This is a genomic window from Burkholderia sp. IMCC1007 (assembly GCF_027257875.1).
GTDB lineage: Bacteria > Pseudomonadota > Gammaproteobacteria > Burkholderiales > Burkholderiaceae > Burkholderia.
The window spans coordinates 1-22,380 of the sequence record NZ_JAPVQY010000063.1; the positions used below are offsets into that span (position 1 = coordinate 1).

The 22,380-nt window shown below is 70.9% G+C and carries 14 protein-coding genes; 2 read left to right on the forward strand and 12 right to left on the reverse strand.

Features of this window, described 5'->3' with window-relative positions:
• From malQ to O1Q03_RS33740, 11 genes are all read right to left on the reverse strand, one after another.
• The coding region (gene malQ, locus O1Q03_RS33690) for a 4-alpha-glucanotransferase (protein ID WP_269509151.1) at positions 1–2,079 on the reverse strand (2,079 nt) is incomplete at its 3' end.
• Positions 2,076–3,941 carry a malto-oligosyltrehalose trehalohydrolase gene (gene treZ, locus O1Q03_RS33695; protein WP_269509153.1) on the reverse strand — a complete coding sequence of 622 codons (1,866 nt, stop codon included), beginning with the start codon at positions 3,939–3,941 and terminating at the stop codon, positions 2,076–2,078. The genes treZ and malQ, both read right to left, overlap by 4 nt.
• Positions 3,942–3,950: 9 nt before the next feature.
• The gene (gene glgX, locus O1Q03_RS33700) at positions 3,951–6,065 is read right to left on the reverse strand and encodes a glycogen debranching protein GlgX (protein ID WP_269509155.1); all 2,115 of its coding nucleotides are present in this window, start codon (positions 6,063–6,065) and stop codon (positions 3,951–3,953) included.
• Between the two features lie 33 nt (positions 6,066–6,098).
• Positions 6,099–8,300 (reverse strand): 1,4-alpha-glucan branching protein GlgB, encoded by a 2,202-nt coding sequence (gene glgB / locus O1Q03_RS33705; RefSeq protein WP_269509157.1) that lies wholly within the window; start codon positions 8,298–8,300, stop codon positions 6,099–6,101.
• Entirely contained in the window at positions 8,297–11,707 is a 3,411-nt protein-coding gene (treS, locus tag O1Q03_RS33710; RefSeq protein ID WP_269509215.1) for a maltose alpha-D-glucosyltransferase, read from the reverse strand. Before treS ends, glgB begins: the two co-directional genes overlap by 4 nt.
• Positions 11,707–15,099: a maltotransferase domain-containing protein gene (locus O1Q03_RS33715; protein ID WP_269509159.1), complete on the reverse strand. Its 3,393-nt coding sequence runs from the start codon at positions 15,097–15,099 to the stop codon at positions 11,707–11,709. The genes treS and O1Q03_RS33715 overlap by 1 nt, the downstream gene beginning before the upstream one ends.
• Positions 15,100–15,272: 173 nt before the next feature.
• Positions 15,273–15,761, reverse strand: coding sequence for a phage protein NinX family protein (locus tag O1Q03_RS33720; RefSeq protein WP_269509161.1), 489 nt, complete (start codon positions 15,759–15,761; stop codon positions 15,273–15,275).
• A gap of 26 nt (positions 15,762–15,787) precedes the next feature.
• Entirely contained in the window at positions 15,788–16,582 is a 795-nt protein-coding gene (locus O1Q03_RS33725) for an endonuclease/exonuclease/phosphatase family protein (protein WP_269509163.1), read from the reverse strand.
• Positions 16,573–18,792: a VTT domain-containing protein gene (locus O1Q03_RS33730; RefSeq protein ID WP_269509165.1), complete on the reverse strand. Its 2,220-nt coding sequence runs from the start codon at positions 18,790–18,792 to the stop codon at positions 16,573–16,575. Before O1Q03_RS33730 ends, O1Q03_RS33725 begins: the two co-directional genes overlap by 10 nt.
• A complete protein-coding gene (locus tag O1Q03_RS33735) occupies positions 18,789–19,127 on the reverse strand; it encodes a hypothetical protein (RefSeq protein ID WP_269509167.1) in 339 nt (112 codons plus the stop codon). The genes O1Q03_RS33730 and O1Q03_RS33735 overlap by 4 nt, the downstream gene beginning before the upstream one ends.
• A complete protein-coding gene (locus O1Q03_RS33740) occupies positions 19,124–19,819 on the reverse strand; it encodes an MgtC/SapB family protein (RefSeq protein WP_332112563.1) in 696 nt (231 codons plus the stop codon). Before O1Q03_RS33740 ends, O1Q03_RS33735 begins: the two co-directional genes overlap by 4 nt.
• 178 nt (positions 19,820–19,997) lie before the next feature.
• Here O1Q03_RS33740 and O1Q03_RS33745 point away from each other — a divergent pair, with 178 nt between their 5' ends.
• On the forward strand, positions 19,998–20,240 hold the full coding sequence (locus O1Q03_RS33745; RefSeq protein WP_269509171.1) for a DUF6566 family protein: 243 nt from the start codon (positions 19,998–20,000) through the stop codon (positions 20,238–20,240).
• 60 nt (positions 20,241–20,300) lie between these two features.
• On the opposite strand, the gene O1Q03_RS33750 is transcribed toward O1Q03_RS33745, so the two are convergent.
• A complete protein-coding gene (locus O1Q03_RS33750) occupies positions 20,301–20,975 on the reverse strand; it encodes an HAD family hydrolase (RefSeq protein WP_098553699.1) in 675 nt (224 codons plus the stop codon).
• Positions 20,976–21,193: 218 nt separating this feature from the next.
• On the opposite strand from O1Q03_RS33750, the gene O1Q03_RS33755 reads away from it, so the two are divergent.
• Positions 21,194–22,378 (forward strand): sugar transporter, encoded by a 1,185-nt coding sequence (locus tag O1Q03_RS33755; RefSeq protein ID WP_269509173.1) that lies wholly within the window; start codon positions 21,194–21,196, stop codon positions 22,376–22,378.
• Positions 22,379–22,380: the final 2 nt, after the last annotated feature.

The window sequence follows — 22,380 nt, forward strand, 5'->3', positions numbered from 1 at the left end:
GCTCGCGCGTTCCGCGTGCGCGGCGGCGAGGTCGCGGGCGGCCGGCGGCATGTCGTGCGACGACGGCGCGCCGTGATCGACGTCCGGGCTGCGGCGGGCGGCGTCGCGCTGGTTGGCGGCATCGTTCGGTTGATCGCCGGCGGGCGCGCCGGCGGCCGCGGCCAAACCGATGTCGTCGCCGGTATTGCCCGCATCCGCCGCGCGCGGTGCGTCGCCGTGGCCGCTGCCTTCATCATCCCGCCGCGCCGCGGCGGCCTGAACCGCGATCCGCTGCCACTCCAGATCGACGCCGCGCCACCAGCCTGCGACCGTCGGCAGGTCATGCGTGGACGTCAGCGCGATCGCGTCGCGATCCCATGCGGACGGCGGCCGGAATGCGCGATCGGCTTCGCGCTCGAACCACAGCACACGCATCCCCGCGATGCCTTGCGCCGCGAGCCGTTCGCGAAATCCAGCCGGCACCGTGCCGAGATCCTCGCCGATCGCGACCGCGCGATGCCGCGCGGCCTCGAGCGACGCGAGCCGCACGAGATCGTCGAGCGGATAGCGCAAATATGCGCCGTCGCGCGCCGACGCGCCGTCCGGCACGATCCACAGCCGCGCGAACCCGAGCACGTGATCGATGCGAATCCCGCCCGCATGCGCGAAGGACGCGCGCAACAACTCGACGAACGGCGCGAAGCCGGTCGCGCTCAGCGCGGCGGGCGTCCACGTGGTCACGCCCCATGCTTGCCCGTTCACGTTGAACAGGTCGGGCGGCGCGCCGACCGATACGCCGCGCAGCAGCGTCGTGCCGTGCGCCCACGCGTCGCTGCCCGCGCGGTCGGAGCCGATCGCAAGGTCGGCGATCAGCCCGATCGCCATCCCCGCGTCGCGCGCCGCATGGTGTGCGCGGCCGAGCGCATCCGCCGCGCACCATTGCAGAAACGTGTGGAACGCGATCGTGTCGGCATGTGCGTGCGCGAACGCGTCGACTTCGGGCGATGCGGGCATGCGCCATTGCGCGGGCCATTGCCGCCAGTCCGCGCCGATTCCGTGTTCGATGCAGAACGCCTGCAGCGCGTCGAAGCGCGCATGCGCGTCGAGCGCCGCACCGCCTGCCGCCCGGAATTGCTCGAACGCGTCGCGTGACGGCTCGCCGTTCGCGCGCCATGCATCGAAGCACGCACGCAGGCGGCGCAGCTTCAGCGGCAACACGTGCGGCCAGTCGATCAACGGCGTCTCCGGTACCGGTTCGATGCCTGCCGCCGCACCGCTCGTCTGCCGCACGATCTCGGCACCGGGCACCGCGTCGCAGTCGAGATACGCGACGTTGTGCCAGCGCCGCGACGACGGCGAATACGGGCTGTCGTGCTCGGGCAGCGCCGGATAGCCGGCATGCGTCGGGCTGATCGCGACCGCGTGCGCGCCATGCCGGGCCGCGTGCGTGGCGAGGCCGGCGAGCGCCGTGTAGTCGCCCGCGCCGTCGTCGCCCGCGCGGCGCAGGCTGTACAACTGCGCCGCGATGCCCCAGCGGCGCTGCGCATCCTTCGCGCCGCCACCCGCATCGAACGCATCGGACGCATCGGACGTATCGGACGTATCGAACGCATCGGACGTATCGAACGCATCGGACGTATCGAGCGTATCGAGCGTATCGAACACATCGAACGGCCGCGCGCGAGGCGGCGCGATCGCGAGCCCGATGCGCTGCTCGCCGATGTCGAGCGTGTGATAGCCGGGCTGCGCGAGCGGCGGCAGCGCGCCGTGCTCGCCGGCACCGTTCACCCGTCCGTCGACGTGCTCGCCCGATTCGAGCGCGATCCGAAAGCGTGCGCCGGGCGGCGCGATGCTGCGCGGCAGTGTCAGCGGCACGCCGGCGTCGACGGTGACGAGGTGCGGTGTCGCGGCCTGCGCGTCGGCGAGCGCGGCCGCGCTGTCGACGCGTTCGATCGGCGTGCCGCACGGCCAGCCGAGCGCATCGACGAGCGCGACGAGCGCGTCGTCGTCCACGCGCCGCGCGACGCCGCGCGCGTCGATCCAGTCGGTCTCCAGCCCGGCCGCGCGGGCGAGTTCGGCGATCGGTACGTCGGTCGTCATGGTCGGGTGTGCCCGTTCGAGCGGTGACTGAGCGCATCGTGATTGACCGCGCCGTCGCGCCACGCGATGCAGGTGCGCGCGGGCAGCCGCTGGTCCGCGAGCCGGTCGCGCGCGCGCGGCGGCGTCTCGAACACGATCTTGCCGACCGGCAGCTCGCGCAGCACCGCGTCGCGCGAGCCGGGATTGAACGCGATCGACAGCGTGCTGCCGTCGCCGAGGCGCCAGCGCGCGACGAGCGCATCCGGTTCGCCGTTGCCGGACAGCAGCTCGACGCCGAGCGCGCGGGCGCCCTGCAGGTGTGGCGTGACGAGGGCCGCGCGCACGGTCAGCGCGCTGCGGTAGAAGCGCCGCCAGGTGTCGGCGTCCGGCCACGAGACGTTGTCCGCGTGGCCCGGCGACGAGCGCACGAACGTGCCGAGGTCGTTCGGATCGGGAATCGCATCGCGATGGGCGGGATCGGCAAACGCAGGGAATGCCGCGAACTCGCGGCGCCGGCCTTCGCGCACGGCATCGGCGAGCTCGCCGCGATAGTCGGTGAAGAACTGGAACGGCTGCGTGCTGCCGTCTTCCTCGCCCATGAACAGCAGCGGAATCTGCGGCGACAGCAGCATCACCGCGGTGGCGGCGCGCACGGCGTCGTCGTTCGCGAGCGCGCGCAGCCGTTCGCCGAACGCGCGGTTGCCGATCTGGTCGTGGTTCTGCAGGAACGTGACGAAGGCCGTGGGCGGCAGGTGCGCGCTCGATTCGCCGCGCGGTGCGCCGTCGTGCAGCGGCGACGGCTCGCCCTGGTACGCGAACCCCTCGCCGAGCGTGCGCGCGAAATGGCGCAGCGGCGCATCGGCGTACGCGCGGTAATAGCCTTCGCGCTCGCCGGTCAGCAGCACGTGCGCGCTGTTGTGGAAATCGTCGTTCCACTGCGCGTCGAAGCCGCCGGGCCCGAGCAGGCTCGCCGCGTTGCGTTCGTTCTCGAGCACCAGGTGCACGTGGCGCGTGTCGCCCGCATACGCGCGCACGCGGCGCGCGAGCTCGCGCAGCCAGGCATCGTCGTCGATCGCGTGCGCGGCGTCGATGCGCAGGCCGTCGAAGCGGAATTCGTCGAGCCAGTACAGCGCGTTGTCGATGAAGAAGGCGCTCGTCTGCGCACACGAGAAGTCGATCGCGGGCCCCCACGCGGTTTGCCGGTCCGTGCGGAAGAACGTGGGCGCATAGCGCGGCAGCAGGTTGCCTTCGGGGCCGAAGTGGTTGTACACGACGTCGAGAAACACCTGCAGCCCGAGCCCGTGCGCGGTGTCGACGAGCGACTTCAGTTCCTCGGGCCGCCCGTACGATGCATCGGGCGCGAACGGCAGCACGCCGTCGTAGCCCCAGTTGCGCGCGCCGGGGAACGCGTTGACCGGCATCAGCTCGACCGCGGTCACGCCGAGCGCGGCGATCGCCGCAAGACGTCGCTCGACGCTCGCATAGCCGCCGCACGCGCCCACGTGCAACTCGTACAGCACCGTCTCGTGCCAGGGCCGGCCGCGCCACGCATCGTTGCGCCAGCGATACGCGGCCGGATCGACGACCTGGCTCGGGCCGTGCACGTCATACGGCTGGAAGCGCGACGCCGGGTCCGGCACGCCGAGGCCGTCGTCGAGCAGGTAGCGGTACAGCGTGCCGGGGCCGCAGGGCGCGACGATCTCGAACCAGCCGTCGCCGGCAGGCTGCATCGCGATGCTCTGTTTGCCATGCAACTCGACGGCGGCCGTGCGGCTCGCCGGCGCCCACAGCCTGAAGCGGGTGTGCTCGGCATCGATGCACATGGCGCCGAACGACGCCGCGTATGCGTGCGTGTCGGGTGGAGAGGCGGAACGTGACGTCATGGCGGCTCCTCACGAATGGAGGTCGGGTGGCACGGCCGCGACCGCGATCACGGCCGCATGCGCGGCGACGTCGACGCCGGCCTGCGGCCACGAACGCGGGCCGGTGTCGGGTGTCGCGGTGTCGAGCAATACGCGGTAGTCGAGCGCGGGTGCCGGTCGCATGAACGTGATCGTTTCGGCCGATGCGTTCAGCATCACGAGCAGCGCCTCGGTGCGACCGGTGCGGCCGGTGCCGACACGCCGCATCGTCAGCGCGCGGCGTTCGCCGTCTTCCCACGCGGGCACGGTGAGCGCGTCGCCGCGTTCGTCGAACCAGTCGATCTCGCGCATGCCCGGCGCGCCGTCGCGGTCGCCCGACGGGTAGCGCGGCACCGACATCACCGGATACATGCGCCGCAGCGCGGCGAGCCGCGACACGAAGCGCATCATCAGCGCGCCATCGTCGCTGCGCGCGAGATTCCAGTCGAGCCACGACAGTTCGTTATCCTGGCAATACGCGTTGTTGTTGCCCTGCTGCGTGCGGCCGAACTCGTCGCCGGCGACGATCATCGGCGTGCCGAGCGCGGTAAACAGCGTCGCGAGCATCGAGCGCGCGACGCGCGCGCGCATGTCGCGGATCGCCGGATCGTCGGTCGGCCCTTCGTGGCCCCAGTTCGCGCTGCAGTTGTCGTCGCGGCCGTCGCGGTTGCCCTCGCCGTTCGCGTCGTTGTGCTTGCCGGCATACGACACGAGATCGGCGAGCGTGAAGCCGTCGTGCGCGGTGACGAAGTTGACCGACGCCCACGTGCGGCGCCGCTGATGGTTGAACAGGTCGGCGGAGCCGGCGAGGCGCGCGGCGAGTTCGGGGCGCTGGCCTGCGTCGCCGCGCCAGAAGCGCCGCACGGTGTCGCGAAAGCGGTCGTTCCACTCGGCGAAGCCGGGCGGATGCTTGCCGAGCTGATAGCCGCCCGGGCCGAGATCCCACGGCTCGGTGATCAGCTTGCGCTGCGTGAGCACCGGGTCTTGCCGCAATGCATCGAAGAATCCCGCGCCCGGTTCGAAGCCGTGATCCTCGCGGCCGAGCGTCACGCCGAGATCGAAGCGGAAGCCGTCGATGTTGAACGCGGTGGCCCAGTAGCGCAGCGAATCCATCACCATCTGCACGACGCGCGGATGCGACATGTTCAACGTGTTGCCGCAACCCGTTTCGTCGACGTGGTAACGCCGGTCGTCGGGCCGCAGCCGGTAATAGCTCGCGTTGTCGAGGCCGCGCCACGACAGCGTCGGCCCGAGCTCGTTGCCTTCGCACGTGTGGTTGTAGACGACGTCGAGCACGACCTCGATCCCGGCCGCATGCAGCTGCCGGATCGCGATGCGCATCTCGTCGAGCCGGCGCGTGGTGAGATACGACGGCTCCGGCGCGAAGAACGCGGCGGTGTCGTAGCCCCAGTAGTTGCGCAGCCCGCGGTTCACGAGCGCGCGCTGCTGCAGGAACGCATGCACGGGCAGCAGCTCGACGGTCGTCACGCCGATCGACAGCAGGTGATCGATGAACGCCGGATGCGCGAGCGACGCGAAGGTGCCGCGCTCCGGCGCGCGCAGCCCCGCGCGGCGCATCGACGCGCCGCGCACGTGGGTCTCGTAGATCACGGTGCTGCGCCACGGCACGTTCGGGCGGCGGTCCATGCTCCAGTCGAACGCCTCGTCGACGACCACGGCCTTCGGCATGGCGGGCGCGGAATCGCGGCGGTCCATCGACAGGTCGGCGCGGTTGGAATGCACGCGATAGCCGAACAGCGCGTCGGACCAGCGGAAGTGGCCGACCAGCTTGCGCGCGTACGGATCGAGCAGCAGCTTGGTCGGGTTGAAGCGGTGGCCGTGCTGCGGCTGGTACGGGCCGTCCGCGCGAAAGCCGTACACGGTGCCCGGATGCGCGTTCGGCAGGTAGCCGTGCCATACCTCATCGGTGCATTCGGGCAGGTCGAGCCGTGCGAGCTCCTTGCGGCCGGTCGGGTCGAATACGCACAGCTGGATGCGCTGCGCGTGTGCGGAAAATACCGCGAAGTTGGTGCCGAGCCCGTCCCACGCCGCGCCGAGCGGATAGCAGCGGCCGGGTTCGAGACGGGCAGGCAGGGCGGTCGGCATGGGGAGTCTTCTCCGTGTCGAGGGTGCCGGGGGTTACGCCGGGCTCAGCCATAGGGTCGAGAGCGGCGGCAGGCGCAAGGTGGCCGACCACGATTCGCCATGTGCGGGCAGGTTCTCCGCCCACACGGCGCCGTCGTTGCCGGCATTGGTGCCGCCGTATACGGCGGCGTCGGTGTTCATCACTTCGCGCCATTGCCCGGGCGCGGGCAGCCCGACGCGATAGCCGGAGCGCGGCACCGGCGTGAAATTGCTGATCGCGACGACGAGGCGCCCCGTATCGTCGCGGCGCGCGAACGCGAACACGCTGTTGTCGCGATCGTCGCCGATCAGCCACGCGAAGCCGGCCGCATGGCAGTCGAGCACGTGCAGCGCCGGCTCGGCCGCATACGCGCGGTTCAGGTCGCGCACGAGCCGCTGCACGCCGCGATGCGCGGGCGCGTCGAGCAGATCCCAGTGCGGCGTCGCGTCGTGCGCGAACTCGGCCCATTGCGCGAATTCGCTGCCCATGAACAGCAGCTTCTTGCCCGGGTGCGCCCACATGAAGCCGAAGTACGCGCGCAGCGTCGCGAGCCGCTGCCACGCGTCGCCCGGCATCTTCGACGCGAGCGAGCCCTTGCCGTGCACCACCTCGTCATGCGACAGCGGCAGCACGAAGCGCTCGGAGAACGCGTAGACGAGCCCGAACGTCATCCGGTCGTGGTGATAGCGGCGATGGATCGGGTCCTCGTGCAGATACGCGAGCGTGTCGTGCATCCAGCCCATGTTCCACTTGAAGTCGAAGCCGAGCCCGCCGTCGCCGGTCGGCGCGGTGACGCCCGGCCACGCGGTCGATTCCTCCGCGAAGCTGACGACGCCGGGCGGCGCGAGCGCACCGTGCAGCGTGTCGTTCAGTGCGCGCAGGAACGCGACCGATTCGAGGTTCTCGCGGCCGCCGTAGATGTTCGGCACCCATTCGCCTTCCTTGCGCGAATAGTCGCGGTACAGCATCGATGCGACCGCGTCGACGCGGATCCCGTCCACGTGATAGCGGCGCGTCCACGCGAGCGCCGACGCGACGAGGAACGCGCCGACCTCGTTGCGCCCGAGGTTGAACACGCACGTGTGCCAGTCCGGATGCATGCCTTCGCGCGGATCGGCGTGCTCGTACAGCGCGGTGCCGTCGAATTGCGCGAGACCGTGCGCATCGTCGGGGAAGTGCGCGGGCACCCAGTCGACGATCACGCCGATGCCGGCCGCGTGCGCGCGGTCGACGAAGCGCGCGAAGCCTTCGACGGGCCCGAAGCGCGCGGACGGCGCGAACTGCGCGAGCGGCTGGTAGCCCCACGAGCCGCCGAACGGGTATTCGGACACCGGCATGAATTCGACGTGCGTGAAGCCCATTCCCTTCACGTACGGGATCAGCCGCTCGGCGAGCTCGTCCCAGGTCGAGCAGCGGTCCATCTCTTCGGGCACGCGCTGCCACGATTCCGGATGCACCTCGTAGATCGACCACGGCATGCGGTAGCGGCGATCCGCGTGCGGCCGCGCATGAAGCCAGCCGTCGTCGTGCCACGCGAATGCATCGAGCGCGGCCGTATCGGCGACGACGGATGCGGTGCGCGGCGGCGCCTCGGTCGCGCGTGCGCACGGGTCGGCCTTGTGCGGCAGCACGTGCCCGTCGGCCGCGCACAGCTCGTACTTGTAGTGCTCGCCCGCGCCGATGCCCGGCACGAACAGCTCCCACACGCCCCACGGCCGTCGCAACCGCATCGGGTGACGGCGGCCGTCCCAGACGTTGAAGTCGCCGACCACCGACACGCGCTGCGCGTTCGGCGCCCATACCGCGAAGCGCACGCCGTCGACACCGTCGACACGCATCGGCGTCGCGCCCAGGCATTCGAGCACGGCAGCCGGGTCGCCGGACGCGAAGCGCGCGAGCGCCGCGTCGTCGAGCAGCGTGCCGAATGCATAGGCATCGTCGGTCACCTGCCGCGTATCCGGCCAGTCGATCGCGAGCTGGTAGTGACCGTCGTGCGCGATCGTCCCGGCGAAACAGCCGGCATCGTCGACGCATGCGAGCGTGCCGAGCTCGTCGCCGTCGGGCGACACCGCGCGCACGCGCCGCGCGCCGGGCAGCAGCGCGCGCACGACGGTCCCGCCCGCATGGCCGTGCGGGCCGAGGCACGCGAACGGATCGGGGTGGCGGCCGGCGAGCAGCGCATCGATATCGCTACGGTCGAACAGCGTATCGGTCATCGGGTTCCTCCGTGGTCGGGCGCGTCCCTGGCGGCGAGCAGGCGTTCGACGAGCGCGGCGAGCCCGCCCACCGGCACGCCGAGCCAGTCGGGGCGGTTCGACGCTTCGTAGCACAGCTCGTACGACGCCTTGTCGATCAGGAACAGCGCGAGCAGGCGATCGGCATAGTGCGGGTCGACGAAGCGCACGGGCGCGTGTGCGGCGGCCGCGCGATAGCACTCGACGAAGCGGTCGGCGGCGGCCTGCCCGAAGCGGTCGAACAGCGCGCGCTTGCGGCCGGCCGCCTGCGGCGGCGCCTTCTCGATCGCGAACTGCGCGGTCGCGCTCACGTACGACACCGAGCGCAGGAAGCCGGCCACGTCGCGCAGCGGATGCGATTTCGCGCGACGCCGGTCGAGTGCACGCGCGGGTTCGCCTTCGAAGTCGATCAGCAACGCATCGCCCTGCACGTCGAGCACCTGGCCGAGATGGAAATCGCCGTGAATCCGGATGCATTGCGCGTCGAGCGTGCGCGGCACCAGCTCGCCGAGCGCCTCGACGGCCGCGTCGCGCGACGCGAGCAGCGTCTCGGCGGCGGCGCGCGAGCTCGGGTCGAGCGCATCGAGCCGCGTGGACAGCACGTCGAGCGAATGCTTCAACGACGCGATCGCGTCGACGCACCAGCCGTCGACGTGTTGCGGCGTCGCCGCTTCAGGCGCGAACGCCGGATCGTCGGACGGCTGCGCGAGCGCGACGTGCAACTGGCCGAGCCGCGTGCCGACGATCCCCGCGAACGCCGCGTAGCCGAGCAGTGCGTCCGGTTCTTCGTGGGTCTCGGCCGCGTCGGTGTCGTCGGCGGCCGGCAGCGCGAGTTCGTCGACCGCGCGCTTCACGAAGTCGAGCGAACGGGTCCACGCATCGCCCTGGTTGTCGACGTAGCGCTGCAGGATCGCGACCGTATGCGGCCTGCCGTCCGGGTCGACGTGCACGACTTCGCCGGCGAGCGTCGCGGTGTTCGCGTAGCCGATGCGCGTCAGATGGCGGCTCATTTCCGCTTCCGGATGAATCCCGTGCGCGACCTTGCGGACCAGCTTCAGCACGATCGACTCGCCGATCACGAGCGAGCTGTTGCTCTGCTCGGCCGCGAGCCAGCGCACTTCGGCGTCGTCGCCGGGGTCGAGCGCGGCGAGCGCTTGCTCGGGCAGGAAGTCGAGCCGGCCGCCGTCGGACGTCGGCACCGTTGCGCCGTCGCGCAGCTTGCGCAGCATCCCGCGCGCGAACGACGGCAGTGCGAACGCGTCGGTCAGGTAGCCGACCGTGTGGCCGCGCCGCACGCGCGCGAGCGCGAGCTGCGTGAAGAGCGGATGCGACGTCTCGCCGCCCCACGCGGTTGCAAGCGGCACGACGTAGCGTTCGACGCCGCCGTCGCTCGCGGACACCCACGCTTCCGCGTACTGGAACGGCTCGTCGGGCATCGGCGTGACGACGTTCAGCCACGCGTCGCCGATCTTGCGGTCCTTCGACGCGAACCAGCGCCGCCGCGACAGCCACGACGCGAGCGCGTCGTGCGCGAGCGTGTGCAGTTGCCCGACGTCCGGCCGCGCGTCGCCGCGCCGCATCACGATCGTCACGTACTCGGGCAGCGGCTCCGCGTGCGGCTGCCGCCACGTCGGCTCGCGGCCGTGTTCGGACAGCACGAACCACAGGAACCCGTACGGCGGGAAGGTGAGCAGATAGGTGAGCTGGCCGATCGGCGGAAACGCCGAGTCCGACGTCATCTCGATCGGCACGCGGCCCGCGAATTCGGACAGGTCGAGCTCGACCGCCTGCGACGCGCGCGACAGGTTCGCGACGCACAGCACCGTCTCGTGGCCTTCGAGCTCGCGCAGGTACGCGAGCACCTTGCGGTTCTCCGGGCGCAGGAAGCGGATCGTGCCGCGCCCGAACGACTGCGTCGCGCGCCGCGTCGCGAGGATGCGGCGCGTCCAGTTCAGCAGCGAATGCGGGTCGCGCGTCTGCGCCTCGACGTTGACCGCGTCATAGCCGTACAGCGACCCCATCACCGGCGGCAGCACCAGCAGTTCGGGGTCGGCGCGCGAGAAGCCGCCGTTGCGGTCGGACGACCATTGCATCGGCGTGCGCACGCCGTCGCGATCGCCGAGGTGGATGTTGTCGCCCATCCCGAGCTCGTCGCCGTAGTAGATCACCGGCGTGCCGGGCATCGACAGCAGCAGCGAGTTGATCAGTTCGATGCGGCGCCGATCGCGTTCCATCAGCGGCGCGAGCCGGCGGCGGATCCCGAGATTGAGCCGCGCGCGCCGGTCGGACGCGTAGGTCTGCCACAGCAGGTCGCGTTCGGAGTCGGTCACCATCTCGAGCGTCAGCTCGTCGTGATTGCGCAGGAATACCGCCCACTGGTTGCTCGGCGCGAGCGCCGGCGTCTGCCGCATGATGTCGACGATCGGGAAGCGGTCCTCGCTTGCGATCGACATGTAGATGCGCGGCATCAGCGGGAAGTGGAACGCCATGTGGCATTCGTCCTCGTTGCCGAAGTATTCCTGCACGTCCTCCGGCCACTGGTTCGCTTCGGCGAGCAGCATCCGGTTCGGATACTCGGCGTCGATCGTCGCGCGGATCTGCTTCAGGATTGCGTGCGTTTCCGGCAGGTTCTCGTTGTTGGTGCCTTCGCGCTCGACGAGATACGGCACCGCGTCGAGCCGCAGCCCGTCGATGCCGAGATCGAGCCAGAAGCGCATCACCTGCAGCACCTCGCGCACGACGGCCGGGTTGTCGAAGTTCAGGTCCGGCTGGTGCGAGTAGAAGCGATGCCAGTAGTACTGGCCGGCGACGGGGTCGTGCGTCCAGTTCGACGTTTCGGTATCCAGAAAGATGATCCGCGTGCCCGCGTATTTCGTGTCGGTGTCGGACCACACGTAGTAGTCGCGATGCGCGGAACCGGGCTTCGCGCGCCGCGCGCGCTGGAACCACGGATGCTGGTCGGACGTGTGGTTGATCACGAGTTCGGTGATCACGCGAATGCCGCGCGAGTGCGCTTCGCGGATGAAGCGTCGCACGTCGGCGAGCGTGCCGTAGTCCGGATGCACGTCCCGATAGTCGGCGATGTCGTAGCCGTCGTCGCGCCGCGGCGACGGGTAGAACGGCAGCAGCCAGATCGTGTCGACGCCGAGCTCGGCGATGTAGTCGAGCTTCATGATCAGGCCGGGGAAATCGCCGATCCCGTCGTTGTTCGAGTCGTAGAACGACTTCACGTGCACCTGGTAGATGATCGCGTCCTTGTACCACAGCGGATCGTCCGCGCAGAGCGCGGGGGCACGGCGGCGCGAGCGGCGCCGGCGCGGCGTGCCGCCCGGTTCGAGCGTCGGGAACTGCGCGCGACGCACATCGTCGAGCGAGTCTTCGCGTTTCATCATGCGTGTGCTCCGGAAGGGCTCCGGGCATCGCCCGGAGCGGGCGCCGCGACTCGCGCGGCGCCGGGAGACGGCGCGAGCCGCCAGATCGCATACGGCCGTACGTGCGGGTCGAGCGACACGTATTGCCGATGCCCGCGCCAGGTTTCGGCATGCGCGGCATCCTGTTCGAGCGCGTCGAGCGGCTCGCCGTCGACGAGCCCGAAGCCGCGCCACAGCGACGCATCGAGCGTGAAATTCGCGGCCTGCGGATGCCACGGGTCGAGGCTGATCGCGACGACCACGACGCTGTCGTGCGCGGGCGTCGCCTTCACGAACACGAGCACCTGTTCGTTGTCGGCGTCGACGAACGTGAGGCCGAGATGCGTCTGCAGCGCCGGGTGATCGCGCCGCGCGCGGTTCAGCCGCGCGATTTCGGCGCCGATGTGCGCGGCCTTGCTCCAGTCGCGTGCGCGCAGCTCGTATTTCTCGGCGTCCGCGTATTCCTCGCTGTCGGGCAGCGGCGCCGATTCGCCGAGCTCGAAGCCCGAGTACATCCCCCACGAACCGGCGAGCGTTGCCGCGAGCGCCGCGCGGATCACGAACTGCGTGCGCGGCGCGTTCTGCAGGTGGCGCGGATTGATGTCGGGCGTGTTGACGAAGAAGTTCGGCCGGAAAAATTCGCGCGGCGGGCCGGCCGTCAGTTCGGTCAGGTAGTCGATGAACTCGCGCTTCGATTCGCGCCACGTGAAGTACGTGTACGACTGCGAGAAGCCGATCTTCGCGAGCCGGTACATCATGCCGGGGCGCGTGAACGCTTCCGACAGGAACACGACGTCCGGATGCTTGCCGCGCACGTCGGCGATCATCCACGCCCAGAACGGCAGCGGCTTCGTGTGCGGATTGTCGACGCGGAAGATCCGCACGCCCGCGTCGACCCAGAACAGCACCGCGTCGCGCAGCGCGAGCCACAGGTCGGGCAACGCATCCCGCGCGTAGAAGTCGGGATTCACGATGTCCTGGTAGCGCTTCGGCGGGTTCTCCGCGTAACGCAGCGAGCCGTCGGGGCGCCACGCGAACCAGCCCGGATGCGCGGCGAGCCACGGGTGATCGGGCGAGCACTGGATCGCGAAATCGAGCGCGATCTCGAGCCCCTGCGCGTGCGCCGCATCGACCAGCGTGCGGAACGACGCGAGCGTGCCGAGCTGCGGATGCACGGCCGTGTGGCCGCCGTCGGCCGAGCCGATCGCATACGGGCTGCCGACGTCGTCGGGGCCCGCCTTCAGGCTGTTGTTGCGGCCCTTGCGCGCGGTCGTGCCGATCGGGTGGATCGGCGGGAAATACAGCACGTCGAAGCCCATGTCGCGAATGCGCGGCAGTTGTGCGATCACGTCGTCGAACGTGCCGTGCCGGTGCGGATCGTTGCTCGCCGAGCGCGGGAACATTTCGTACCAGCTCGAGAAGCGCGCGGCACGGCGCTCGACCTCGACCGGGTAGACGGCGGCGTCGTGCGTGACGAACGGGCGGTAGCGCAGCGCCGCGTACGCGTCGGCGAACGCGGGCGAGCCGATCATCGCGAGGCGGTCGTCGGGCAAGGCGTCGTTGAGCTCCGCCGCAAGCTGCGCCATCCGCGGGATCGCGCGTGAATCGGCCGGGTCCGCGAGCTTCAGCGCGGCCGCGAGCAGGAACTGGGCTTCGCGCACCTCCAGCGTCACGTCCTGGTCGGCCGCGCGTTTCTTCGCGATGTCGGTGACGAGCGACGCCCACTCGTCGCGCCACGCGACCACGCGGAACACGTGGCGGCCGAGCCGGTCCAGCGCGATGCGCGCGTGCCAGCGATCGTTCGGCTCCGCGACGAACGGCACTTCGCGCCAGTCGTCGTCGTCGTCCGCGCGCCATTGCAGCGCGGCGGCGAGATGCGCGTGGCCGTCCGAGAAGATCGACGCGTGCACGACCAGCGTCTCGCCGATCACGCGCTTGAGCGCGAAGCGACCGCCGTCGACGGCCGGCTCGACGCGCTCGATCGCGATCCGGTCGGCCGTGAGCGCGGCGGACAGCGCGGTGCGCTCGTCGGTCGCGTCGGCGTGCGTGGTGGCCGGCGGCGCGCGGCGCGCGTCGAGCAGCGCATAGCCGCCCGGTTCGAGCGTGAACGCTTCGAGCGCGGCCGGCGCGTGGTTGCGCGTGCCGTCCGGTGGCGCGACCCGCGTGAAGCCGCCCGGCACGCCGGGCAGGATCGCCGCGGGATCGATGCGCGCCGGTGCGTCGAGATCGGGATTCAGCGCGATCAGCAGCGCTGCGTCGTCATGTTCGAGCGACGGGCCGATTCCGCGCAGCAGCACGGTCGCGTTCGCGCCCGCTGCGCTCAACTGCACGAGTTCGCCGCGCGCGGCGGCCACGGGCGCTGCGCGGCGCCACGCGTTCGCGTCGGCGAGGGCGCCGGACAGGTCGAAGCGCGCGCCGTCGAACGCGGCACGGTAGCGTGCCGCGTCCGCGTCGCGCGCCATCAGCGGCAGCGTGACGCCGCGCTCGAAGCCCATCGGCACGAGCCAGCCCGTGCCGACCGCCGCCGCGGTCCACAGCGCGCGGCGGTACGCGCGGGCGAGCGTGTCGTCCGATGCGTCGCCCCACGCGTCCGCGAGGCGCGGGCCGTCGAAGGCGTCGGGAAATGCGATCGGCGAGCCGATGCGGCGCAGCAGCCGGTGTTCGTCGACGAACCACGGCGCGCGCAGGTCCCACCAGCGCGCGGATGAGAACACCGCATCGAAGCCGGCCGTCTCGAGTTGCGCGAGCGCGGCGCGCGCATGGCCGGGCACGCCGGCGAGTACCGCGACGTCCGGACGCGCGCGCCGCAGCGCCGCGCGCCAGCCGGGCCACCAGGCTGCCGGCAGGTGATGCGGCGCGTCGATCAGGAAGCCGGCCGCGCCGGCGTCCGCGAACGCAGACAAATGCGCGCACCACCATGCGGCGCGCGCATCGTGCACCGCGTCTTCGCCGACCTGCGCGTGCGCGACGTCGGTTTCGTGCGCGGCGGAGCGCGGATCGATCAGCGCGTCGTCGTGCGCGCGCTCGACGTACCAGTCCGGGTGCTCGGCGCGCAGCGGGTTCTCGCGCGCGATGCGGTCCGGCACGACTTCGAGCAGCACGCGCAGCCCGTGGCCGCGCGCGAGCTGCGCGAGCCGGGAAAACGTCTCGAGCGCACCGGCGCGCGTCGCAAACGTCGCGGCCGGCCGGTGGAAGTCGGCGACGTGACGCGGAAACCCCGCGACGCTGGCGGCCCAGAAGCCGCCGATCAGCACGTGATCGAAGCCCATGCCCGCGACGTGCGCGAACAGGTCGGGCCAGGCATCGAGCGGGCCGACGAGGCGGGCGTCGCAGAAATAGATATGGGGGGCGAAGGGCGGTGTGGCGTTCATGAGAGGGCGGGTACGGGCGGCGTCGAACGATAACGGCGGTTCGCCGCAACCCACGTGCCTGCTGCGTCGCGTCCCGTACGGCAACGCGCGTGCGGGACACCGCGCGCCGTACGCTGTCGTTTTTACATCGGGGCGGCGCCGTCTCTGCATCGCGCGTTCCTGCGCGTCGCGCGTCACATCCGCGGAATCGAGCGGATATCCGAGCTGTCGCCGAGCGCCGGATCGCGGTCGCTTTCGGGAATCGGCACGCCGGGGTCGTAGCGCACGGCCACGCCATGCTCGAGCCGGTGCGCGAACGACGGCGGTGCGTCGACCTCGTCGCCGAAGCGCGCGCGCACGAACGCGCGCAACAGCGCGGTGCGCAGGTCGGGCGCGCGTGCGCCGCACGTCGACGGCCCGTCGATGAAGCACGCGTCGCATTCGACGCCGTCGCCGCGCCGCGCGATCCGCAGGTCGCCGACGCGTTCGAGCACGAAGCCCGCATCGGCCCACGACGTCGACGGCGAGAAATGCGCGTCGAGAAGCCGCAACGCATCGCACGCGGCGGTCACGATCACGTTCGGTTCGATGGCGGTGAAGCGCAACGTGTCCTCGTCGTCCGCGCACAACGCGCGCGCGCACCAGTAGTCGAGGGCCGTTCCGCCGAGTTCGTCGGTTCGCATGGGCAAGCTCCGTCAGGTCGGGGCGCTCAGCGCGCAAGCGGCGTGCCCGGCGTCGTGCGCATCTGCGCGACGAGCGGGTAGTGGTCGGACGCGTGCCGTGCGCGCATGCTGCGATGCACGGCCACGTCGACCAGCCATTCGCCGGGATGGATCCAGATCCGGTCCAGCGAGAACACCGGCCACAGCGTCGGAAATGTGCGCGGCGCCGGGGCGCGCCGGAACCGCGTGACGAGCGCCTGCAGCGCGCGGCCGCGCACGAACCATTCGTTGATGTCGCCCATCAGGATCACCGGCATTGCGCCGGTGTCGAACGCGGCGAGCAGCCGCTGGACCTGCGCGCTGCGTTCGCTCGCGGACAGCCCGAGATGGGTCGCGACGACGCGGATCATGCCCGCGCCGCAGTCGATGTCCGCATCGAGCGCGCCGCGCGGCTCGCGCTGGTGGAACGACAGGTCGAGCGTGCGTGCCGCGCGGATCGGGCAGCGCGACAGCACCGCGTTGCCGTAGCGGCGCTCCGGCGTGTCGATCGTCGGGCCGGCCACCGCGTGCATGCCGGTCGCGTCGCGCAGGTGCGCGAGCACGTCCGGCGCACGCGTGCCGCCGAGCGGCACTTCCTGCAGCGCGACCACGTCGGCGTCGAGTTCGTCGATCACCGCCGCGATCCGGTCGGCCGCCCGCGCGGGCCACGCGCCGTAGCCGCCGCGGATGTTGTACGTCGCGATCCGCAGGTCGTGCCCGTCGGACGCGGCGGGCGCCGCGGCGCGCGGATCGTCGGCGGTGACGATGTCCGGCGGCGGGGCCGGTTGCCGGCTCAGCGCCATCGTCGCAACGCCCTGACGAGCAGCACCGACACGCCGACCAGCGCGATGCCGATGGCCGCGAGCCACGCGAACGCGCCCGGCCCGGGATGACTGAACGCGGCGGTCAGCTGATGCGCGAACGTGACCGTCAGCACGATGCCGGGCAGCATCCCGATCGCGGTGCCGATCAGGAAGTCGCGCAGCCCGATATGCGACGCGCCGGCGACGAGGTTCACGATCGTGAACGGCGCGATCGGCAACAGCCGCAGCACCGTCATCGCGACCACGCCGCGCCGGCCGAGATGTTCGCTGAGCCGGTTCGCGCGCGCGCCGGCGAGCCGGCGCACCACGTCGCGCCCGAGCCAGCGGCCGATCCCGTAGGTCACCGCGGCGGCCGCCATCGTGCCGGCCGACGCATACGCGAAGCCCGGCCACGCGCCGAACACGAGCCCCGTCGCGGCGATCAGCAGCGTGATCGGCACCGACAGCGTCGCGGCGACGACGTAGCCGCCCAGCAGCAGCGCCGGAGCGCCCGGCAATTGCGCGGCGGTGGCCGCCGCGTGCGCGAGCGACGCGACGTTCAACGACTTGCCGAGCGGCGAGAAACGCCATGCGAGCGCGAGCGCGGCGACGACCAGCACGGCCGCGCCCAGCACGAAAAAGCGGGCGGTCAGCGATCGATGCTGCTCGCGCGGCACGAACTCGCGCACGAAGCGGTCCGGCTCGATCGGCTGCTCGGGATCGAGCCACGCGCTGACCGGCACCAGCGCGTCGAGCTGCGGCGTCACGGCCGGGTCGAGCGTGCGCAGCGTGCGGCCGGGTTTCGCGCGCAGCCGGTCGAGCGCGTCGTTGGGCCGTGCGGCGTGCGCGAGCGCAGCGGCGACCGCGGCCGGCGTCGTATCGAGATGTTCGGCGAGGAGCCGCTCGCGCATGCCGGCGATCGCCGCGCGGATACGCGTGTCGCCGGCGGCGACGAGCGCGACGCAGCACTCGGTGTCGAGCGCCATCGACCGGTTGTTCAGGTTCGCGCTGCCGATCACGATGCATTCGTCGTCGACGATCGCGAGCTTGCTGTGCACGTTCACGCAGGCGTCGCCGAGGCCGTCGACGTGCGGATACAGCAGCCGGTAGCGATCGAAACGGTCGGCCGCCACGAGCGTCGCGTGCAGCCGCGCGCGCAGCACGCCCATCGTCGCTTCCTGCAGCCAGCCGCTCTGCACGCGCGGCGCCACGACCGTCACGTCCGGCCCGTGCGTGTCGGCGAGCCGTGCCGACAACGCTTCGCGCACCACCGCCGCGGTGAAATACTGGTTCTCGATATACAGGTGCCGCTGCGCCGCGCGGATCGCATCCTCGACGAGCGCATGCACGTGACGCACGGGCTCGCGGCCGCGGTGACGCGGTGCGGTGTACGCGATGCCGAGCCGCACGTCGCGCACGTCGACGCGAACCTCGGGCGGCCACGGATCGGGGTCTTCGTCGCGGTCGAGATGACGCTGCGCGCGGATCGCGATCGGGCGCCCGCATGCGTTGAACCAGCGCGCCCGCGCCTGCTCGCCGATCGCGGCGGCCGCGTCGCCGTCGAACATCGCCTGCACGTCGTGAAACGGCCCGTGCGGGGTGCCCTGCGCATCGCGGCGGCGCGGATCGTCGGCGGCATGCGCGGACGTATCCCAGCGGGCGCGCGTCAGGTCCAGCCCGCCGACGAACGCGAGCCGGTCGTCGATCACGACGAGCTTCTGATGATGCGACGCGCCGCGCGGGTGCGTGCCGTCGAGCCGGAACCGGATGCCGCGATGCGCGCGCCACGCGGCGCGATAGACCGGCGGCCAGTCGCGCTCCAGCGCGTAGATCATCGCGAAGTCCCACGCGAGCACGTAGATGCGCAGGCTGTGCCGCGCGGTCGCGAGTGCGTGCAGAAACGCGGCGAGCGTGTCGGGCAGCCCGTCGTCCGCGCCCTCCGGCGTGAGCCGCATCCGGCTGTCGACGTCCCAGCCGACGATGAACACCGTGTGCCGCGCCTGGGCGAGCGCCGCGCGCAGCGCCGCGAAGTATGCGGCACCGTCGACCAGCATCGTGAAGCGCGCTGCGTGACGGATCACCTCGCAGTTGCGCCCGCATTCGAGCAGCCCGTGGCGCGCCGGATCGTGCGTGTGCATGGCGTCGGTCGCACCGTCGTCGGGGCCGGCCGTCGCGAACGCGGCGCGCGTGATGCCGTCCGCCACGATCATCGCGCGTCGACGTCCCGGCCGCCGTCGATGCGTTGCAGCAGCACGTCGCAACGTGCACGCAGGGCCTGCAGTTCCGGCGAATCGCGGTCGATGCGGATGGGTTCGCCGGCCTCCGGATCGCCGTGCGCGCACGCGATTTCGTAGATGCCTTCCGCGATCGACGCGGACGCGTGCGCGATCCTGATCCGGTCGAGCCACTCGCATTCGGCGTGATGGCACGCGAGCCAGGCGCGCAGCGCGCCCACGACCTGGCTGGTCGTGAGCCACGCTCCGCCGCGCATGCGCGCGGCCAGCTGGCTCGTCACGAGATACGAAAGCAGGTCGGTCTGGGTCACACGAAGCTCCTTGTCGAGGTGTCGGGGCAACAGGTCCGTACGCCGGCGATCCTTTTCAGCGTGTCGCAGATCGCCGCAAATTCCGCGCCGCTCGTGCGCGAGAACGACACCGAGATGTCGTCGGTGTCCGGGTCGTCGTCCGATTGCTGAACGATGAAGCGTTTCACGCGGATGCGCCCGGTGCCCAGCGCATCGTGCAGCGTGCCGAGCGTCAGCCCGCCGCGCTCGACCACCAGCCGCAGCGTGCGCTGCTGCCGCTGCGCGATGAAGCGCCGCTCGAGCGGCTTCACGCCGGCGAGGATCGCGATCACGATCACCGTCGCGCCGATCGACGCGACGTACATCCCGCCGCCCGCTGCAAGCCCGAGCCCGGCGACCGCCCACAGGCTCGCGGCCGTCGTCAGGCCGCGCACGACCTCGCCGCGCAGCAGGATCGAGCCGGCGCCGAGGAAGCCGATGCCCGACACCACTTGCGCGGCGACCCGCGACGGATCGAGCACGACGCCGCTTTGCCCGCGCACGTCTTCGAAACCGAACGTGGACACGAGCATCACGAGTGCCGAGCCCACGCACACCAGCATGTGCGTGCGCAGTCCGGCGGCCCAGTTCAGCCGTTCGCGTTCGAGCCCGACGATGCTGCCGAGCAGCGCGGCGAGCAGCAGGCGTCCGAGGAGTTCCATATGGCCGATCATCGGGGCCTCCCTTTTATCTGGCGTACCGGAGCGGTTCCATGCGTAAAAGGGACGCAAGGTGCGTGCCGGGCAGCACGTTGCCGGGCACGGCGCGTGCGCGCGGCAGCGCCGGCGCGCGCGGCGACCATGCGGCGCGCATTTTTTGCATCGCCATCGCAGATAAGTACAGGAGGCCAGGATGCAACATCAACCGGACGCACAGGTCCGCGATCCGTATCGCGGCCACGAGATTCGCGTATGGGCGCGGCGCAACGCGCGCGGCGCGTGGGCGGATGAAGTGCAGCTGTATGTGGACGGCGCGCGCATCGAGCTGTACGTGCCGGCGTCGACGAATCCGGAATGGGGGAGCGAGGACGAAGCGCTGCGCGCGGGGGTCGAGCGCGGGCGCTATCTGGTCGACAAACGCGTCGACGACGACTGACGCGGCCCGCGCCGATCCGGCGCGATCGGCACGGCGCTTGCGCGCGGATCGCGTTTCAGTTCAGGGGCGCGCCGCAATCTCGTCGAGGTGCCACAGCAGATCGGCCGGATCGTCGTACACGCGCAGCGCGCCCGAGCGTTCGAGTTCGTCGCTGCCGTACCCGCCCGACAGCAGCCCGACCCCCAGCGCGCGGCAGCGGCTCGCGGCGAGCATGTCCCAGATGCTGTCGCCGACCACCACCGAATGTTCGATCGGCACGTTCAGCTTCGCGGCGGCGGTCAGGAACAGGTCGGGGTCCGGCTTCGCATACTTGACCTGGTCGCGCGTGACCACCACGTTCTTGGCCGGATCGACGCCGAGCGCTTCCAGGTTGATGGCCGCCGTCTCCATCCGGCCGCTCGTCGCGATCGCCCAGCGTATGCCCGCGTTCGTCAGCGCGGCGAGCAATTCGCGCGCGCCGGGCAGCGGCCGCACCTGCGCGCGCAGCCGCTGGTACGCGGCCGCATGCAGCCGCGCGAGCCGTTCGACGCGCTCGGCGTCGATGTCGCCGGCCGTCTCGCGCAGCAGCTGGTTCAGGAACAGGCCGCCGCTCATGCCGATCTTGCGATGGATGCGCCACACCGACAGTTCGATGCCCTCGGCATCGAGCGCTTCCTTCCACGCGAGCACGTGTTGGTAGACGCTGTCGACGAGCGTGCCGTCGAGATCGAACAGAAATGACGTTTCAATGCGCATGGGGTTCTCCTGGCCCGATCGCGTTCGGGCGTTTCGTCCGCAAAAAACTGCCTGTGTGGATGACATTATCGGCGCGCGACCATGTCATCGCCATGTCCCGCTGAAACGGCGGCAGCCGCGCCAATCACCGCAGCAGCGGCGTGTCACGAGCCGCTGGTACAATCGCGGCGACGCACGGGCCGGCTGCCCGCGCCCCCCATTCTTCGTCGATTCCCCGTATGGCAACCCCCGACGCCGTCAGTTCCGACCAGTCGTGGTGGGGCGTGTTGGCCCTGGCACTCACTGCCTTCATCTTCAATACCACCGAATTCGTGCCCGTCGCGCTATTGAGCGCGATCGGCGACAGCCTGCAGATGCAGCCGACCTCCGTCGGCCTGATGCTGACGATCTACGCGTGGGCGGTCGCGGTCGTGTCGCTGCCGCTGACGTTCGTCACGCGGCACGTCGAGCGCCGCAAGCTGCTGATGTGCGCGCTGCTGGTGTTCATCGGCAGCCATGTCGTGACCGGCGTCGCGTGGAATTTCACGGTGCTGATGATCGGCCGGCTCGGCATCGCGTGCGCGCATGCGGTGTTCTGGTCGATCTCCGTGCCGCTGGCCGTGCGGCTCGCGCCGAGCGACCGGAAAAGCCGCGCGCTCGGCCTGCTTGCGATGGGCACGGCGACCGCGATGGTCGCCGGCATTCCGCTCGGACGCGTGATCGGCGAGGCGCTCGGCTGGCGCGTCACGTTCCTCGTGATCGGCGGCGCGGCGGCCGTCGCGCTGCTGTTGCTGCGCATGACGCTGCCGCTGCTGCCGAGCCAGGGCGCCGGTTCGCTCGCCAGCATCGGCTCGTTCCTGCGCAAGCCGGCGCTGGTGTCGCTGTATGCGATCACCGTGCTGGTCGTGTCCGCGCACTTCACGTCCTACACGTACATCGAGCCGTTCGTGCAGAGCGTCAATCACGCGAGCAACAGCCGGATCACCTACGTGCTGATCCTGTTCGGCGTCGCCGGCGTGCCGGCCGCGCTGTGCTTCAATCGCGTGTTTCCCGAGCGGCCGGCCGATTTCCTGCTCGCGTCGATCATTGCGTTGGCCGCGTGTCTGCTGATCCTGTTCCCGAGCGCGCTGAACATCGTCACGCTGTCGGTCCACACGCTGGTGTGGGGCGGCGCGATCGTCTGTTTCGGTCTCGCGATGCAGGCCTGGGTGCTGAAGCTCGCGCCCGACGCGACCGATCTCGCGGTGTCGATCTTCTCGGGGCTGTACAACGTCGGGATTGGCGCCGGCGCGCTGCTCGGCAACCATATCGCCGCGGATTTCGGGCTGCCGTGGATCGGCACGTTCGGCGGCGTGGTCGGGATCTGCTCGGCCGCAATCGCGTGGGTCGCGTTGCGGCTGCATGAGCGGCGGGCGCTGGCGTAAGC

What these genes read in the sequence shown, in the direction of transcription:
- treZ (WP_269509153.1), bottom strand. Translation starts at nt 3,941, where the DNA reads ATGACGTCACGTTCCGCCTCTCCACCCGACACGCACGCATACGCGGCG.
- glgX (WP_269509155.1), bottom strand. Translation starts at nt 6,065, where the DNA reads ATGCCGACCGCCCTGCCTGCCCGTCTCGAACCCGGCCGCTGCTATCCG.
- glgB (WP_269509157.1), bottom strand. Translation starts at nt 8,300, where the DNA reads ATGACCGATACGCTGTTCGACCGTAGCGATATCGATGCGCTGCTCGCC.
- treS (WP_269509215.1), bottom strand. Translation starts at nt 11,707, where the DNA reads ATGAAACGCGAAGACTCGCTCGACGATGTGCGTCGCGCGCAGTTCCCG.
- O1Q03_RS33715 (WP_269509159.1), bottom strand. Translation starts at nt 15,099, where the DNA reads ATGAACGCCACACCGCCCTTCGCCCCCCATATCTATTTCTGCGACGCC.
- O1Q03_RS33720 (WP_269509161.1), bottom strand. Translation starts at nt 15,761, where the DNA reads ATGCGAACCGACGAACTCGGCGGAACGGCCCTCGACTACTGGTGCGCG.
- O1Q03_RS33725 (WP_269509163.1), bottom strand. Translation starts at nt 16,582, where the DNA reads ATGGCGCTGAGCCGGCAACCGGCCCCGCCGCCGGACATCGTCACCGCC.
- O1Q03_RS33730 (WP_269509165.1), bottom strand. Translation starts at nt 18,792, where the DNA reads ATGATCGTGGCGGACGGCATCACGCGCGCCGCGTTCGCGACGGCCGGC.
- O1Q03_RS33740 (WP_332112563.1), bottom strand. Translation starts at nt 19,819, where the DNA reads ATGATCGGCCATATGGAACTCCTCGGACGCCTGCTGCTCGCCGCGCTG.
- O1Q03_RS33745 (WP_269509171.1), top strand. Translation starts at nt 19,998, where the DNA reads ATGCAACATCAACCGGACGCACAGGTCCGCGATCCGTATCGCGGCCAC.
- O1Q03_RS33750 (WP_098553699.1), bottom strand. Translation starts at nt 20,975, where the DNA reads ATGCGCATTGAAACGTCATTTCTGTTCGATCTCGACGGCACGCTCGTC.
- O1Q03_RS33755 (WP_269509173.1), top strand. Translation starts at nt 21,194, where the DNA reads ATGGCAACCCCCGACGCCGTCAGTTCCGACCAGTCGTGGTGGGGCGTG.